The following is a 16367-nucleotide window of genomic DNA, read 5'->3' as shown; positions in this document are numbered from 1 at the left end:
CCGTGCCCGACACGGCGCCCCGGTCGGACGACGTCGGCGAGGAGGATCCGGTGCGACATCGACGCCGATCTCGCACCGGATCCTCCTCGCTGGGTCGCTGAGCGGGGACAGCGCCCCGGCCTCAGCCGAGTTCGCGCTGCACGTCGTCGACGGCGGCCCGGTCCGCGCGGGAGAAGCGCGAGAGCTGGGTGACGTGGCTCGGTTCGAGTTCGGCGACCGTCGAGACCTGGAGGAGCTTCATCGTCCGTTCGATCTGCTCGCGGAGGATCGCGATCGTCCGGTCGACGCCGGCGCGGCCGCCGGCCATGAGTCCGTAGAGGTAGGCGCGGCCGATGAGCGTGAAGTCCGCGCCGAGGGCGAGGGAGGCGACGATGTCGGCACCGTTGCGGATGCCGGTGTCGATGATGATCTCGACGTCGTCACCGACCTCACGGGCCACCTCTGGGAGGAGTTCGAAGGGCACGGGTGCCCGGTCGAGCTGTCGACCGCCGTGGTTGGACAGGACGATGGCGTCGACGCCGAGGTCGGCCAGCCGCTTCGCATCGGCGACGGTCTGGACGCCCTTGACGGCGAACTTCCCGGGCCACATCCCGCGGATCGTCGCGAGGTCGTCGAAGTCGATCGTCGGATCCATCGCCGAGTCGATGAGCTCGCCGACGGTGCCCCCGGTCTCGGACAGAGAGGCGAACTCGAGCTTCTCGGTCGTGAGGAAGTCCCACCACCACCAGGGCCGCGGGAGTGCGTTGAGGACGGTCTTCGGGGTGAGCTGCGGGGGGATCGAGAAGCCGTTGCGGACGTCGCGCAGCCGGGCCCCGCCGACCGGTGTGTCGACGGTGAAGAAGAGGGAGTCGAATCCGGCCTGCGCGGCGCGTTCGACGAGTCCGTAGGAGATCTCGCGCTGGCGCATGACGTAGAGCTGGAACCAGTTGCGTCCATACGGGTTGGCTGCCCGCACGTCCTCGATCGAGGTCGTGCCGAGCGTCGAGAGCGTGAAGGGGATGCCCGCCTCGCCGGCGGCCGAGGCGCCGGCGATCTCCCCCTCGGTCTGCATGAGCCGGGTGAAGCCGGTGGGGGCGATGCCGAACGGCATGGCCGAGCTGCCGCCGAGGATCTGCGTCGTCGTGTCGACGTGGGAGACGTCGCCCAGGATCGAGGGGTGGAATTCGATGTCCTCGAACGCCTGCACCGAGCGGTCCATCGAGATCTCGCCCTCGGCCGCGCCGTCGGTGTAGTCGAAGGCCGCGGCGGGCGTGCGCCGCTTCGCGATCCTGCGCAGGTCCTCGATCGTCAGCGCCGCGTCGAGGCGGCGCTTCTTCGGGTCGAGTTCGAGCTTCTTGAACTTCATCAGCTCGAAGATCTCCGCGGGCTTGGGGATCTGCCGTTTGACCATGGATGGGACTCCTTCGTTCTGCGAGGTGCCGTGCTCGGGGATGCGCCGGGCGCTGAGAGGGCCGCCGGTCTGACGTATGACATTCATGAGGTCAGACCATTAATCTGAGCATAGGACCGAATGCGGAAGACCGTCAAGGGTGCACGGGTTGCTGTGGTACTGCCGTCGCGAGATGTCGGGCGACGGCGAGCAGGCAGCGAGCGACAAGCGACCGGCGGACAGGCGGCGAGCGCCGAGGAGGGAACGGGATGAGCGAGAAGGCAGCCGGCGGCACGGCAGGTGCGGCGGCCGAGGCCGCGGCGGCGACCCAGAGCCCGGAGTGGAGGCCGGTGACGAGGCCGAGCACCCACGAGCTCGTCATCGACGCGATCGAGGAGCAGATCATGGCCGGTTCGCTCGCCGTCGGCGATCCCCTGCCCGCCGAACGCGAACTCGCCGCCAGCCTCAAGGTCAGCCGGGCGAGCGTGCGCGAGGCGCTGCGGGTGCTCGAGAGCCTCGGCGTCATCCGCTCGAGCGGCGGTTCGGGACGGGGAGCCGGGACATTCATCGCCTCCCTGCCGCGCGAGGCACTCACCCGCTTCCTCCGCCTCCACGTCGCGCTGACGAACTTCAGCGTCGACGAGGTCATCGAGACGCGCATCCAGCTCGAGCGCTCGAGCGCGGCGCTGGCCTCGGCGCAGGCGAGCGATGACGACCTCGCTCGCCTTCACGCGACCCTGGCGATCATGGACACCCCCGGCATCAGTCTCGAGGTGTTCAACGACGCCGACACCGACTTCCACGTCGCCATCGCCCAGGCGACGGGCAACCAGCTCTTCTCCGACCTCACCGGGGCGATCCGCAGCTCACTGCGCCGCCCGATCCTCGCAGCCTTCCGCGCCGTCGACGACCCGGCCGAGCTCATGGCCACCCTGCAGGCCCAGCACCACGCGATCCGCGATGCGATCGCCGCCGGGGACGCCGGCCGCGCCGCGCAGCTGACGGAGGAGCACATCCTCACCGCCGCGCAGGCGCTGCCGACACTCACCGACGGCTGACAGGACGGGACCGCCCAGGACCGCCTCGGCGGGAGCCCGAGCCGGGCTGGTCTGTCACTCCCCCGCGTGCCGGCCGACCACCTCGGCGGTCTCCTCCTCGATCCGCGCCTGTTCGGCCTCCTGCTTCCGGGCGGCCTTCTCGGTTCGACGCGCGGCACCCCGCTCCTTGCGCCGTTCGACGAGGAGGTAGAGCGCGGGGACGAGGATGAGGGTGAGCACCGTCGACGAGGTGAGCCCGCCGATGACGACGACGGCCAGCGGCTGCGAGATGAAGACCCCGCCCCCGGTGAGCCCGAGCGACATCGGGATGAGCGCGAACACGGTCGCCGCCGCCGTCATGAGGATCGGGCGCAGGCGCAGTCGGGTGCCGTGGACGATCGCGTCCTCGAGGCCCATGCCGTGGTCGCGCAGCTTGTTGATGAGGTCGATGAGGACGATCGCGTTCGTCACCACGATGCCGATGAGCATGAGCAGGCCGATGAGCGAGGGGATGCCCAACGGAATGCCCGTGGCGAGGAGAAGGAGCACGGCACCGGTCGCGGCGAAGGGGATCGACACGAGCAGGATGAGCGGTTGGACGAAGCTGCGGAACGTCGCGATCATGACGAGGAAGACGAGGACGATCGCCACGAGCATCGCCCATCCGAGCTGGGCGAAGGACTCGGCCTGTTCGGCGCTGGCACCGCCGACGTCGAAACTCACCCCGGCCGGCAGATCCATCGTCGTCGTCAGCTGCTGGGCGGCCGCGTTGACCGCGTCGAGCTGACCCTCGGCCGGAGTCGCGAAGACCGTGACCTGACGGTTGCCGTCGGCGCGGGTGATCGTCGCCGGCGTCGTCGTCTCCCTGACCTCGGCGACCTCGTCGACGGTGATGGGATCGCCCTTGATGTCGGTGATCGCCTCCTGCTCGTCGGCCAGCCGCTCGTCCTCGGCCTGGGACTGACGCTGCTCGGCCTGACCGTCGATGAGGTCGTCGATGGCCTGATTGGCCTCGCGCAGACCCTTCTCCGCCGCCTCGACGCCCTCACGGGCCTGGTCGATCTGGTCCTGGCGCATCTCACCCGGGCTCTTCGGCGCGGGCGGGTTCTCGACGTCGCGCAGCGCCTGCCTGGCCTCCTCGAGCTGGTCGGCGGCGGTGTCGCGGGCCTCGCGGGCGGCGTCGAGCTGTTCGGCCGCATCGTCCTCGGCCCTGCGCTGGGCGCGCTCGGCCCGAGCGTCGGTCTCCTCCTTGATCCGGTCGGTTGCGTCCTCCTGCGCGTTCTTCGTCTGCACCTCGGTCACGGGCAGTTCGAGCGCACGGATCTCATCGGGTGAGGCGTCGGGGTTCGTCGGCGCGATGAAGATGTCGCGCTCCTCCCCCTCGAGGGTGATTGTGCCCGCCTCGGTGCCGTGGAGAGCGGCGGCGATCGCCTGACCGAGTTCGGCCTGGCTGTAGCCGTAGTCCGCGGCCTTCTGCCGGTCGACGTCGACCTGGATGATCGGCTGGTCGGAGGCGAGGTCGTTGCGGGCGGTCGCCACCCCCGTCGACTCGGCCATCGACGCCGTCACGGCATCCGCGGCCTTGCGCAGGGCGCCGAGGTCGGAGCCCGAGAGCGTGATCTCGACGTCCTCGTTCGCGCCGCCGCCGGCGCCTTGGACCTCGATTTCGCCGGCGTCGTCACCGAGGCCCTCGAGCTGACTGCGGATCCGGGTGATCGCGGCCTGGCCGTCGGAGTCCTCGGCGAGGGTGACGTTGAAGCTGTTCTCGGCCCCCGATTCGGGTCCGTTGACCGTCGACGAGTACGTCTCGACGTCGCCGTCGGCACCGAGGACCTCTTCGACCCGCTTCGCTGCCGCATCGCTGGCCTCGAGGGAGGCACCGGCTGGCAGGGTCTGGGTGACGAAGAGCGAGTTCTGTCCCGCGGAGCCGAGCAGGTCGGTCTTGAGGAAGCTCGCGAGCATCATCGTGACGATGAAGACGACGACGGAGAAGGCGATGGTGCGCCACGGGTGGCGGAGGGCGGCGAGGATCGCGGGCAGTCCGCGCTGCTGGAGACGGTCGATGCGGTCCGAGGCCTCCCCTTCGCCGGGCACGGGACGCGGGGCGGGCACGACCGTGGCGGCGGGGAGGAGCTCCTTGCCCTTCTCGGCGCGCTTGGCGTTCTTCCTCTCGATCTTCGCCTGCCGGCGCTCGGCCCGGCGCTGCGACTTCGCCTCCTGGCGTGCGACCCACGCCTCGTAGCGCTCGTCGGCGGCGGCCTGCCGCTTCGGCGACAGCGGCTTGGGGCTGCGCCGCAGCACCCAGTAGCTGAACACGGGCACGATCGTCAGGGCGACGAGCAGCGAGGCGAGGAGGGCAAGGGTGACGGTGACGGAGAACGGGCGGAAGAGCTGCCCGGCGATGCCGTCGACGAAGGCGATGGGGAGGAAGACGGCGACCGTCGTCAGCGTCGAGGCGGTGATCGCTCCGGCGACCTGCCGGACGGAGGCGACGATGTCCGGGATCGTCAGCTCCGTGGTGCCCTGACGGCGGCGGATGTTCTCGATGACGACGATGGAGTCGTCGACGACGCGGCCGACGGCGATCGTCAGCGCGCCGAGGGTGAGGATGTTAAGGGTGTAGTCGCCGACCATGAGGCCGATCATCGCGATGAGCAGCGACATCGGGATCGAGATCGCGGCGACGACGGTCGAGCGGAACGAGCCGAGGAACGCGAGGATGACGAGGACGGCGAAGAGGAGGCCGAGGCCGCCTTCGACGGAGAGGTCCTTGATCGACTTCTCGATCTCCGGTGCCTGGTCGAAGATCGTCGTGAACTCGACGTCGTCGCCGAGCGTCGACTGCGAGGCGGCGAGGACCTCGGCCACCCGGTTCGAGACCTCGACGACGTTGTCGTCCTGGCCCTTGACGACGGACACGGTCACCGAGTCCTTGCCTCCGGCGCGCGAGAGCGAGGTCTTCTCGACCGCGTCGAGGGAGACGTCGGCGACGTCCTTCAACAGGACAGTGCCGTCGGCGGTGCGGATCGGGGTGTTCTCGATCTGCTCGACAGCGTCGACGGGCGTGCCCACCTCGACGGCCATCGCGGTCTCCCCCTGCGCGCTCTGCCCGGCGGGCACGACGGTGCCCGCCCCCTTGAGCTCGTCGGGCACGGAGGCGGTGACGACGCCCTTGTCGTTGACGTCGTCGGGGCGGAAGGCGATGTTCACCCGCTGCTCGGTCTGTCCGGAGACGTCGACGCTCGCCACGCCCTCAATGGCCTGGAGTTCGGGGACGAGGTCGGTCTCGAGGCGGTCGCCGAGGGTGGCGGGGTCCCCGCCGGAGACGGCGAACATGACGACGGGGAAGTCGTCGATCTGCTGGGAGAGGACCTCCACCTCGGCGTCGGCCGGCAGATTCGCCTTCGCCCCGTCGACGGCGGACCGGACGGAGTCGGCCATCTTCTCCGAGTCCTTGCCGAACGGCCACGTCACGGAGGCCGACATCATCCCCGCCGAGGTGGTCGTCTGCACCGATTCGAGATCGCCGACGGAATCGAGGGCCGTCTCCAGCGGCTTCGTCACTGTCTCCTCGACGACCTCGGGTGAGGCGCCGGGGATCGTCGCCTGCACCGTCGTGCCCGGGAGGTCGACCGACGGCATCGTCTCCTGGTTGAGCGAGGTCGTCGCCACGACGCCGAAGACGGCGATGACGAGGGTGAGCAGTCCGACGATGAGACGGTTCTTCAGACTCATCCTGGTCAGCTGGGACACGGGTTCCTCCGGTTTTCGGGCGCAGGGTGGCGCCGATGGGCTGCGGTGCGGGCGATCGGGGACGACGCGGTCGGGTGCGAGGCGACCGGACGAGGCGACCGGTGCGCAGGTCGAGGGCGGCGTTCGTCGGACGAACGAGTTCAGTCTCTCAGGCTCGGCAGGCGTGGCGCGTCCCCCGAAAGTTGTCATTCGCCTCCCCCTCATGGGGGATGCTCCTCCGGGGAGAGATCCCTTCATGGGAGATGTCGGCGTAGTCTCAGGTGGTGCTCACGGTTCGATCCTAGGGGCGCGCGGTCGGGACCACAGGGGTGTTTTCCCCCGTCTTCGACCTGCGGAAATGCTCCTCCGGCGAGGGGCGACCGGATGGCCGGCCGCCGGGTGGGGGCCGATCAGTCTCCGTCGAATCGAGACCGGACCCGGGCGAGCTCGTCGGCGGTGTCGAAGTCGAGCACGACGCCCGGGTCGACGTCGATGACGATCGGTTCACCCTCGGCGAAGAGGAGCTTCACCGCCTTGTCCGTCGGATCGCCGATCTCCTTGAGGCGCGAGCGCAGCAATCGGCTCGGCCATGCCGCGCAGAGGAACTGAGCCTTGCCGCGGTCGTCGGTGCCGGTCACGGGACGTCCGGTCCGGGCGCACTCCTCGATGAGGTCGGCGATGTGGTTCGCGGTGACCATCGGCATATCGCCGGCGATGACGAGGGTGATGTCGGCGCGCTCGGCTGCCGAGGAAGCATCGGCGACGGCGATCCCCGCCAGCGGCCCGGCGAACTCCGGCCGTTCCCGCACGATCGCAACGGTCTCCGCCTCCTCGGCGTCGAGTCCATCGGCACGTCCGGCCACAACCACCTCGGCGAGGGGATCCGCGTCGCGGACGGTCGCCAGGATGCGGGAGATGACAGTCCGGCCGGCGAGCTCGACCCCGGGTTTGTGCACTCCGGCGAAGCGGCTCGAGCGACCTCCGGTGAGGATGATGGCGCGCAGAGACATAGTGCGATCCTACGTCCCGGCCCGTTCGGGGGTCCTGATCCGTTCGGCGGTCCCGATCCGCCCGACGTCGTTCTGACAGGTTCTCTTGCAGCCTCGGGATCAGTGGCGACGGAAATCGTAGGCCCGCCTCGGCGTGCGTGGGCGATACTGGTGGGGCACCCATCGCCCGCACGTGTGGCGGCCGCTGCCCGCACCTTAGGCGGCCGCTGCCCACCCATTCGGGCGGTCACCGTCCCACCCACCGGGCGGTCACCGTCCCACCCACCGAAGGAGCACGAGAATGACGAAGTTCGACGTGGTCGAGGCCTCCATCGCGACCCTGCGCGAGGCGCTCGAGTCCGGGGAGACCACCTCGGCGGACCTGGTCGACGCCTACCTCGAGCGGATCGCCGCGTACGACGGACCCGACACCGAGACCAAGCTCAACTCCGTCATCGTCGCCAACCCCGAGGCCCGCGCCGAGGCGGTCGCCTCCGACGAGCGGCGCGCCCGCGGGGAGACGCTCGGCCCCCTCGACGGGATCCCGTACACGGCCAAGGACAGCTACATGGTCACCGGGCTCACGGTCGCCTCGGGCTCCCCGGCCTTCGCCGATCTCATCGCCCAGAAGGATGCGTTCACGATCGAGCGGCTGCGCGCGGGCGGGGCGATCTGCCTCGGCCTGACGAACATGCCGCCCATGGCCAACGGCGGCATGCAGCGCGGACTCTACGGCCGCGCCGAGAGCCCCTACAACGCCGACTGGCTGACCAGCGCCTTCGCCTCGGGGTCGTCGAACGGGTCGGGGACGGCGACGACGGCGAGCTTCGGGGCGTTCGGCCTCGGGGAGGAGACCTGGTCCTCGGGTCGGGCGCCGGCCTCGCACAACGCGCTCATCGCCTACACGCCGTCGCGCGGGGTGATCTCGGTGCGCGGGAACTGGCCGCTCGTGCCGACGATGGACGTCGTCGTCCCCCACACCCGCACGATGGCCGACCTCGCCGAAGTCCTCGACGTCATCGTCGCCGACGACGAGCAGACCCGCGGGGACTTCTGGCGGGTGCAGCCGTGGGTGGAGATCCCCGCGGCCTCCGCGGTCCGCCCCGACTCGTATGCCTCGCTGCTGCCCACCGACCGCGCAGCCGCGGAGTCGACGCTTCACGGCAAGCGCCTCGGCGTGCCGACAATGTACATCAACGCCGACCCTGAGGCCGGGACGAACCCGGACGGCGGCATCGGCGGACCCACGGGTGAGCGCGTCGTCACCCGCGATTCGGTCATCGCCCTGTGGGAGGCGGCACGGCGTGACCTCGAGGCCGCCGGCGCCGAGGTCGTCGAGACCGACTTCCCCGTCGTGAGCAACTACGAGGGCGACCGCCCCGGGGCCCCGACGATCGCAACCCGCGGCCTGGTGAGCCCCGAGTACCTGCAGCGGGAGATCGTCGACCTCTCCGCATGGGCGTGGGACGACTTCCTCGGAGCCAACGGGGACCCGAACCTCAGCTCGCTCGCCGAGGTGGACGGGGCCCTCATCTTCCCCCACCCCGAGGGTGCGCTGCCCGACCGCTACACCGGCTTCGACGACGACATCGCCGAATACCCGGCACAGGTGCGGGAGCACCCGTATGCCGCGATGACGGACATCCCGCACCTCGAGGAGGGTGTCCACGGCCTCGAACTCAGCCGGCGGGTCGACCTCGAGGCGTGGATGGATGAGAACGGCCTCGACGCAGTGATCTTCCCCGCGATGGCCGACGTCGGACCCGCCGACATGGACGTCGACGAGGACTCCGCCGACCTCGGCTGGCGCAACGGCACGTGGGTGGCCAACGGCAACCTCGTGCCCAGGCATCTCGGGATCCCGTCGGTGACGGTGCCGATGGGCACGATGGCCGACACCGGCATCCCCGTCGGGCTGACGATCGCGGGCCGCGGCTGGGACGACTCGGCGCTCATCGCCCTCGCCGCCGCCTTCGAGGCCACCGGCGACCGCCGCGAGGTCCCCCCGCGCACCCCGCGTCTCTGACCACCCACGGGCACTGGTCACTTCAGGCAGATCTTCGGGCCGGAACCCTGTCCAGAGTGACCAGCACCCGCCGCGAGGAGGCGGGCGCCCTGCTGCCCCCGTTGCCCTCGACTTGAGGACCCGGAGTGTCGATTATGCGCGCGAAGATCGACACTGCGGGTCCTCAAGTCGCGGGGTCTTCCCTCCCACCTCGGGTGATTCTGAATTCTTCGGGTGAATGGGTGATAGTGCTGGCGCGTTCAGGGCAAGTGGTGCAACAGTGGGGACCATGACAGACCTCTCTGTGCTCGCGGACCGCGCCGCCGCCCTTCTCGACGCCCACCACCAGGCGAAACCCGTCGTCCTGCCCACCGTGTGGGACGCCTGGTCGGCGAACGCCATGGTCGACGCCGGGTTCACCGCCCTGACCGTCGGCTCCCACCCACTCGCCGACTCCCTCGGCTTGGCGGACGGGGAGAACATGCGCCTCGAGGACGCGCTCGCAGGGATCGCCCGGATCACCGCCTCCGTCGACGTCCCCGTCAGCGCCGACCTCGAATCCGGCTATGACACGCCTGCACCCGATCTCATCGCCGGTCTCCTCGAGGCCGGTGCCGTCGGCGTCAACATCGAGGACACCGTCCACAGCGCCGGTCGTCTCCGCACCGCCGAGGAGCATGCCGAGTACATCGGCGACCTCCGCCGGGCCGCCGACGCCCAGCGCGTCCACGTCGTCATCAACGCCCGCACCGACGTCTTCAAGTCCCCAGAGGGATTCGACGACCCCACCGCCGAGGTGATCCGTCGCCTCCAGCTGTGCGCCGAGGCGGGTGCGGACTCCGTCTACCCCGTCGCGATGCCCGACACCGAGACCCTCAAGCGCGTCGTCGCCGAGGTGCCCCTACCGCTCAACGTCACCGCGAAGCCGGTCGACGGGGCGATTCCCGACGGACTCGGTCTCGCCCAGCTCACCGAGATCGGCGTCAAGCGCGTGTCCTTCGGCCCGCTGCTCCAGGCGGCCCTGCGCCCGCAGTTCGCCGAGGTCACGCGGGCCTGGCACTGATCCCCCACCTCGGCGACGGTGATCCGTCGCCACCCCAGAACGCACCGCCCCTTCAACCACCCGCAGCACCACAACGAGGAGATGCTATGCCTGAGAATGCACGCGAAGGTCAGCCCTGTTGGATCGACTACGTCTGTCAGGACTTCGACGGGATGAAGCGCTTCTATGAGGAGCTCTTCGGCTGGGAGATCGTCGACCAGGGTCCTGACTTCGGTCACTACCATATTGCCCGCAAGGACGGAGTCGACGTCGCCGGGTTCATGCGCGCGATGAACATGGACGGCACCCCGGAGCCGTCGATGCCGACCGCATGGTCGACGTATCTCAACACGAAGAACATTGACCACACCTTCAAGAAGGCCGTCAACGACGGCGCACACGAGGTCGTCGGGCCGATGGCGGTCGGACCGCTCGGGCAGATGGCCGTCGTCGTCGACCCCACGGGGGCACCGATCGGCATGTGGCAGGCGGATGAGTTCACCGGCTTCGAGACTCCGCTCGTTCCTGGTACGCCCGTGTGGTTCGAACTCATGACGACGAACTACGACGCCGCCTGCGAGTTCTACGTCGACGCCTTCGACTTCGAACTCATCGAGATGGAGGGCCAGGACATCAAGTACGCGACGAACGGCGGCAACGAGAAGGCAGTCGCCGGCATCTGCGACGCCAGCCAGTGGGTCTCGAACTCGTACTGGCGCACGTACTTCAACGTCGCCGACGTCGATGCCGCGACGGCGAAGATCGTCGAACTCGGCGGCAAGGTGCTCGACGGGCCCGAGGATTCGGAGTTCGGCCGCATCGCGACCGTCGCCGATCCCGAGGGCGCGACGTTCCAGCTGCACCAGGACCTCTGAGCGAGAAGCCCACAGCACTGGGCTCAGCGCACGCCACAGAGGGCTCAGTGCGCGGTGCTCCCGTTCACCCTCGCATCGCCAGGGCGAACGGGAGCACCGCGGCAGCACCGGCCAGTCGCAGCTGACGGGCGGCGATCGCCATCGTCCACCGGGAGACGATCTCGTCGTCGACGAGGAGGACCGCCTTGCCGGCGACCGCCTCGGCGACCTCAGGGGGAACGACGAACGCGTCATGGAGGTCTTTGACGCGGAAGGCACTGTTGACGTCGGGAGTGCCGTGGTCGTGGACCTGGAGCAGCTCACCGCCGTCGATCAGCCGTCCCGCCGAGGCGAGGTTCGCCGCGAGTGAGCGCACCGTGACCGGGCGCCGCGCGCTCGGGATCGACACGACGACCTCGGGGCGGACCGCCCAGTCCCATTCGCCGAGCACCTGCAGGCACCACTTCCCGATCTGCGACGGAACCTCGGCATCGGGAGCATCGGGGGCGAGGAACTCCCGCAGCACCTGCCCCTGGCCGAGATCGCTCAGGCGCGCGATGACGCGTCCCTCCTCGGCGAGCTCGTCGGCGGGAATCCGGCCCTTGAGGGAGACCCCGATGTTCGCCATCCCCGACGGCCACGTGCTCCGCGCTTCGATCGGCAGCCCGATCCGGTGGAGCGTCCCGGCCGCGTCCTGGCGGCTGGCTTCCGTGATCTCCGTCGACCACCACACCCCGGCGCAGTTGTCGCAGCGTCCGCACGGGCGCGGATCCGGGTCGTCGAGCTGGCGGATGAGGAACTCCATCCGACAGGCACCGGTCGACTCGTAGTCGAGCATCGCCTGCGCCTCGGCGCCGCGCACCTCGGCGACCTTCTCGTAGCGCTCCTGGTCATAGGTCCAGCCTCGGCCGGTGGAGACGTACCCGCCGCGGACCTTCTCGACGGCGTCCTCGACCTCGAGGGTCTTGAGCAGCAGCTGCAGTCGGGTCCGCTTCGTCCCCACGAGCGTCTCCAAGCGGGCGACGGACAGGGGGCCGTCCGCCTCGGCGAGGGCGGTGAGGACGGCGTTCGCATCGGACTGGCTCGGCATCGACGCGGTCGCGAAGTACTCCCAGATCTCCGTGTCCTCGGCCCCGGGCAGGAGGAGGACGTCGGCGGATTCGGTGGCGCGACCGGCGCGACCGACCTGCTGGTAGTAGGCGACGGCCGAGGAGGGCGCGCCGACATGGACGACGAATCCGAGGTCGGGTTTGTCGAATCCCATCCCCAGCGCCGAGGTGGCGATGAGCGCCTTGAGCCGGTTGTCCTTGAGCATCTGCTCGAGTTCGGCCCGCTCCTCTGCGTCCGTCCGCCCCGTGTAGGCGCGCACTTCGTGGCCTTGGTCGCGCAGGATCCGGGTGATGTCCTCGGCCGCGGAGACCGTGAGCGTGTAGACGATGCCCGATCCGGTGAAGTCGCCGAGGTGGGAGGCCAGCCACGCGATCCGCGCGCTGGGGTCGAGGCCGGGTTGGACGCCGAGGCGCAGGGAGTCGCGGGCGAGCTCCCCGCGGACGACGGTCGTGTCGTCACCGAGCTGTTCGGCGACGTCGGTGACGACGCGGGAGTTCGCCGTCGCCGTCGTCGCGAGCACAGGGGTGTCCCCGGGGAGCTCTGAGAGGATGTGGCCGATCCGTCGATAGTCGGGGCGGAAGTCGTGCCCCCAGTCGGAGATGCAGTGGGCTTCGTCGACGACGATGAGGCCGAGGAAGCGCATGAGCTGGGGCAGCACCTCGTCGCGGAACTGCGGGTTGTTCAGCCGTTCCGGGGAGATGAGGAGGACGTCGAGGCTGCCGGCGCGCAGTTCGTCGAGGACGTCGTCCCATTCGGTGACGTTCGAGGAATTCAGCGTCGCCGCCCGGACCCCGGCCCGCTCGGCGGCGGCGATCTGGTCGCGCATGAGGGCGAGCAGCGGGGAGATGATGAGACTCGGACCCCCGCCGGCGGCACGGAGGAGGCGGGTGGCGACGAAGTAGACGGCGGACTTGCCCCAGCCGGTGCGTTGGACGACGAGGACGCGCCTGCGGCCGACGACGAGGTCGCGGATCGCCTCGAGCTGACCGTCGCGGAACTCGGCGTTCGGGTTGCCCGTGAGTTCGGCGAGCACGGTCCGTGCGTCGGCGTCGAAGTCGGTGAGCAGGCTGTTCTCCGTCATGCGCCCAGTCTAGGCGGGGGCACTGACACGGCCCCCGCCTCGGCGCTTCCGGGCCGGGAACGCCGGACTTCGGGCGACGGGGGGACTCTCACCGGAGGGCGACGTTGACTCCGAGGGTGGCGAGGACTCCGAAGAGCACGCCCCAGAGGATGATCGAGATGATCTGCCAGACGGCGACGGTGTTGCGATTCGCTCCGAAGCTCACCATCGCCATCGACGTGATCTGCGAGGGCAGGACCGTCTGTCCGAGGAGGGAGACCCCGGGGACGCCGAACCTGTCGAACATCCGCTTGAGGCGCTGTCGCCTCGGCGAGGTCTCCTTCTCCCTGTTCTTCGTCGCCTTGTCGCGAAGGGCTCCGGCACCGTAGACGAACGCGAGCATCGAGATGACGTTGCCGATGACGGCGACGAGGATCGCGACGACCGGACCCAGTCCGATCGCGACCCCGATGACGGAACCGAAGTACGACTCGACGAACGGGATCGCCGAGACGATCATCACCCCCAGCCACTGCAGCCAGTCGGGGAACGAGTCGGCGAAGCTCTGGATGTTCTCGATCATGGTGAAGCTCCCATCTGTGCGGTTCCGCATCTGCGGCGCGGTCGGTCGAATCGTCCGTAGTACGCTGTACTAGTACACTGTACTATACATAGGATGAGCGGAGCGACGACGCCGTGGAGAGGAGAGCCGATGTCCCGACGCGATGAGATCATCGAGGCGGCGATCCGCCTCGCGGAGTCCGCTCCGCCCGGCGAGGCGAAACTGAGCGTGCGCGCGATCGCCAAGGAGGCGGGCATCGGAGCCTCGACCCTGCGGCACTACTTCCCCACCCAGAACGCCCTCTACCAGGAGGTCGCACGGCGCTCGATGCAGACGGTCGTCCAGGACTTCGCGATCGCCGACTCGAGCATCGATCCCGCCGAGCGCCTCTACGAGGTCTGCGCGCAGTTCCTCATCAACGACGAACTCAGGGACATCCAGCTCGAGACGTGGTTCAAGATGCACCTCAACGCGCTCGGGCCCGATCCCCGCGAGGGGTCGCACGGCCTGCTCGAGCATGCCCACGAGATCACCTACGACAGCCTTCACCGCTGGCTGGGCATCCTCGCCGACGAAGGGCACATCGACCCCGCCGAGGTGGCCCCGAGTGCGACGCTACTCTTCACCGCCATCGACGGCATGGCCCTGCACTCGATCATCACGCCCGAACGCATGACCGTCGAGACCGTCCATGACACCGTCAGGTGGACGATCGCCAAGATCCTCGACTGACGCTGTCCCCCGCCGAGGCGGGGCGGCCGTCGGCCGGTCATGCGTGGTCCACGATTGGTCGGATGCGGTTCCCCGCCGAGGCGACCGACCCCGCAACACATGTGGGGCGGCCCTCCCTCACCGCATGTGCGCGGCGGCCCTCGTGAGCGCCTCGGTGAGGCGGGAGAGCTTGTCCGAGGCGAGCTTCCAGTGGTGCCAGTAGAGGGGGACGTCGACGCTCGGATCCGCAGTGATCGGGACGAGTTCGGCGTCGATGTCGGCAAGCTGGAGGACGGGGATCATCCCCCAGCCGACGCCGGCGACGACGGCGGTCGCGAATTCGGTCGAGCTCGGCACGACCGACATCGGCGGCACCTGCCTGATGCCGTTGCGTTTGAGGAAGGCGAGCTGGAGGTCGTCGTCCCTGCCGAAGTTGACCATGGGCAGGGACGCGAGGTCCACCTCGGCGAAGGGACCTGACGACCCCTCGCGCTGCGTCCAGCCGTGCCTGTCGAGGAGTGCGGGAGCGGCGACGGCGACGTAGCGCATCGCGCCGAGTCGCTGGACGCGCGTGCCGTACGTGCGCGCCCCGGTCGAGGCGATCGCGCCGAGCACCTCACCGGAGGTGAGCAGCGGCATGACCTTGTCCTGGTCGGCGACATCGAGGCGGATGACGACATCGTCCCAGGCGGCCACCTCGGCGAAGACAGGACGGAACCACGTCGCCAGGGAATCGGCGTTGAGCCCGATCCGCAGCACTGTCGGCTCGCGCAGGACGCCGGGCGCCCGCGGGTCGGCGTCGGCGGCGATCCCGTGGAGGCGGTCCATGGCCTCGGATTCGAGGAGCTCGACCTGGCGGGCGTACCGGAGGACCGCGGTGCCCGCCTCGGTGACGGTGATGGGATTCGTCCGCCGGATGAGGACCTGGCCGAGGCGGGACTCGAGGGCCCGGATGCGCTGACTCGCCGCCGAGGGAGTGATCCGAAGGACGAATGCGGCCCCTTCGACGGTGCCTTCGTCGACGGCGGCGGCGAGGGCGCGGACATGCTCGATGTTCATGAAGCTATTCTGCATCAAGTGCAGATAAACTTGCTTTTCTTCACATGGAGAGCGTCCTAGTCTGGCATCATGCTCACCCATCTCCTCACCGGTCTCCTCGCGGGCTGGTCGCTCATCATCGCAGTCGGGCCGCAGAATGCGCTCGTGCTCCGACAGGGGATCCGGCGCGAGCACCTCGGCGCCGTGCTCACGATCTGCATCGTCGCCGACATCCTCCTCATCGGCGCCGGCGCGGTGGGGATCGGGGCGATCGTCCTCCTCGCCCCCTGGGCGCTCGAGGTCCTCCGGTGGCTCGGGGTCGCGTACCTGCTGTGGTTCGCGTTCACGAGCCTGCGCTCGGCGCGGAAGGCCGGTGGGCTCAAGGCCGATGCCGAGGCGCGGAGTCTGCGCGGAGTCATCGCCACGACGCTCGCGCTGACGTTCCTCAACCCCGGCGTCTACCTCGACACCGTCGTCATGCTCGGCAATCTCGCCAACCAGCAGGGTCCCGGCGGGGTGCTGCCGTTCACTCTGGGCGCGATGCTCGGGTCGGTGACGTGGTTCCTCGGCATCGGGCTCGGCGCTCGGTCGGCCTCGACCCACCTCGCCCGTCCCCGGGTGTGGCAGGTCCTCGACGTCGTCATCGCCGTCGTCCTCGTCATCCTCGCCGTGCGGCTCGCACTCGGGTAGGGGCGGGACCCCCGCCGAGGTGGGATGGGCGGCGCGGGGTCGCTCCCGAGGTGGATCCGGTGCGAATCGGCGTCGCTTTTCGAACCGGATCCGCCTCCGGAAGACACCTGCCGCTTTGCCAGCCGGGTGCCGAGGCGCCGAGGCGGGGGCCGTGTCAGTCCTCGACGC

General features: G+C 69.5%; 12 protein-coding genes. 6 read left to right on the top strand and 6 right to left on the bottom strand.

Annotated elements, in window-relative coordinates:
- Positions 1-121: 121 nt before the first annotated feature.
- Positions 122-1390: an alpha-hydroxy acid oxidase gene (locus tag BC102111_RS02010; RefSeq protein ID WP_009378927.1), complete on the bottom strand. Its 1269-nt coding sequence runs from the start codon at positions 1388-1390 to the stop codon at positions 122-124.
- A 248-nt stretch (positions 1391-1638) separates the two neighbouring features.
- Between BC102111_RS02010 and BC102111_RS02005 the strand changes: the two genes are divergently transcribed.
- Positions 1639-2427 (top strand): FadR/GntR family transcriptional regulator, encoded by a 789-nt coding sequence (locus BC102111_RS02005; protein ID WP_009378926.1) that lies wholly within the window; start codon positions 1639-1641, stop codon positions 2425-2427.
- Positions 2428-2481: 54 nt separating this feature from the next.
- Here the strand turns inward: BC102111_RS02005 and BC102111_RS02000 are convergent, their stop codons facing one another.
- Both BC102111_RS02000 and mobA read right to left on the bottom strand, forming a co-directional pair.
- Positions 2482-6141 carry an efflux RND transporter permease subunit gene (locus BC102111_RS02000; RefSeq protein ID WP_009378925.1) on the bottom strand — a complete coding sequence of 1220 codons (3660 nt, stop codon included), beginning with the start codon at positions 6139-6141 and terminating at the stop codon, positions 2482-2484.
- A 407-nt stretch (positions 6142-6548) separates the two neighbouring features.
- A complete protein-coding gene (mobA, locus tag BC102111_RS01995; RefSeq protein ID WP_009378921.1) occupies positions 6549-7148 on the bottom strand; it encodes a molybdenum cofactor guanylyltransferase in 600 nt (199 codons plus the stop codon).
- Positions 7149-7428: 280 nt separating this feature from the next.
- Here mobA and BC102111_RS01990 point away from each other — a divergent pair, with 280 nt between their 5' ends.
- From BC102111_RS01990 to BC102111_RS01980, 3 genes are all read left to right on the top strand, one after another.
- Positions 7429-9153, top strand: coding sequence for an amidase (locus BC102111_RS01990; protein WP_009378920.1), 1725 nt, complete (start codon positions 7429-7431; stop codon positions 9151-9153).
- A gap of 268 nt (positions 9154-9421) precedes the next feature.
- Positions 9422-10195, top strand: coding sequence for an isocitrate lyase/PEP mutase family protein (locus BC102111_RS01985; RefSeq protein ID WP_009378919.1), 774 nt, complete (start codon positions 9422-9424; stop codon positions 10193-10195).
- A gap of 86 nt (positions 10196-10281) precedes the next feature.
- The gene (locus tag BC102111_RS01980; protein WP_009378918.1) at positions 10282-11049 is read left to right on the top strand and encodes a VOC family protein; all 768 of its coding nucleotides are present in this window, start codon (positions 10282-10284) and stop codon (positions 11047-11049) included.
- 64 nt (positions 11050-11113) lie between these two features.
- On the opposite strand, the gene BC102111_RS01975 is transcribed toward BC102111_RS01980, so the two are convergent.
- Together BC102111_RS01975 and BC102111_RS01970 are read right to left on the bottom strand one after the other, a co-directional pair.
- Positions 11114-13219, bottom strand: a complete 2106-nt coding sequence (locus BC102111_RS01975; protein ID WP_009378915.1) for a RecQ family ATP-dependent DNA helicase — start codon at positions 13217-13219, stop codon at positions 11114-11116.
- Positions 13220-13307: 88 nt separating this feature from the next.
- Positions 13308-13781 (bottom strand): hypothetical protein, encoded by a 474-nt coding sequence (locus BC102111_RS01970; protein WP_095375484.1) that lies wholly within the window; start codon positions 13779-13781, stop codon positions 13308-13310.
- 129 nt (positions 13782-13910) lie between these two features.
- On the opposite strand from BC102111_RS01970, the gene BC102111_RS01965 reads away from it, so the two are divergent.
- The gene (locus BC102111_RS01965; RefSeq protein ID WP_101623450.1) at positions 13911-14492 is read left to right on the top strand and encodes a TetR/AcrR family transcriptional regulator; all 582 of its coding nucleotides are present in this window, start codon (positions 13911-13913) and stop codon (positions 14490-14492) included.
- A gap of 117 nt (positions 14493-14609) precedes the next feature.
- Here BC102111_RS01965 and BC102111_RS01960 read toward each other — a convergent pair whose 3' ends face one another.
- Positions 14610-15530, bottom strand: coding sequence for an ArgP/LysG family DNA-binding transcriptional regulator (locus tag BC102111_RS01960; protein WP_009378909.1), 921 nt, complete (start codon positions 15528-15530; stop codon positions 14610-14612).
- A gap of 69 nt (positions 15531-15599) precedes the next feature.
- On the opposite strand from BC102111_RS01960, the gene BC102111_RS01955 reads away from it, so the two are divergent.
- Positions 15600-16199, top strand: a complete 600-nt coding sequence (locus tag BC102111_RS01955; protein WP_063249677.1) for a LysE/ArgO family amino acid transporter — start codon at positions 15600-15602, stop codon at positions 16197-16199.
- Positions 16200-16367: the final 168 nt, after the last annotated feature.

The sequence above is a fragment of the Brevibacterium casei CIP 102111 genome (genome assembly GCF_900169275.1).
Taxonomy (GTDB): Bacteria; Actinomycetota; Actinomycetes; order Actinomycetales; family Brevibacteriaceae; genus Brevibacterium; species Brevibacterium casei.
Note: the sequence above shows the minus strand (reverse complement) of the source record. Positions and strands in the feature narration are given on the sequence as shown.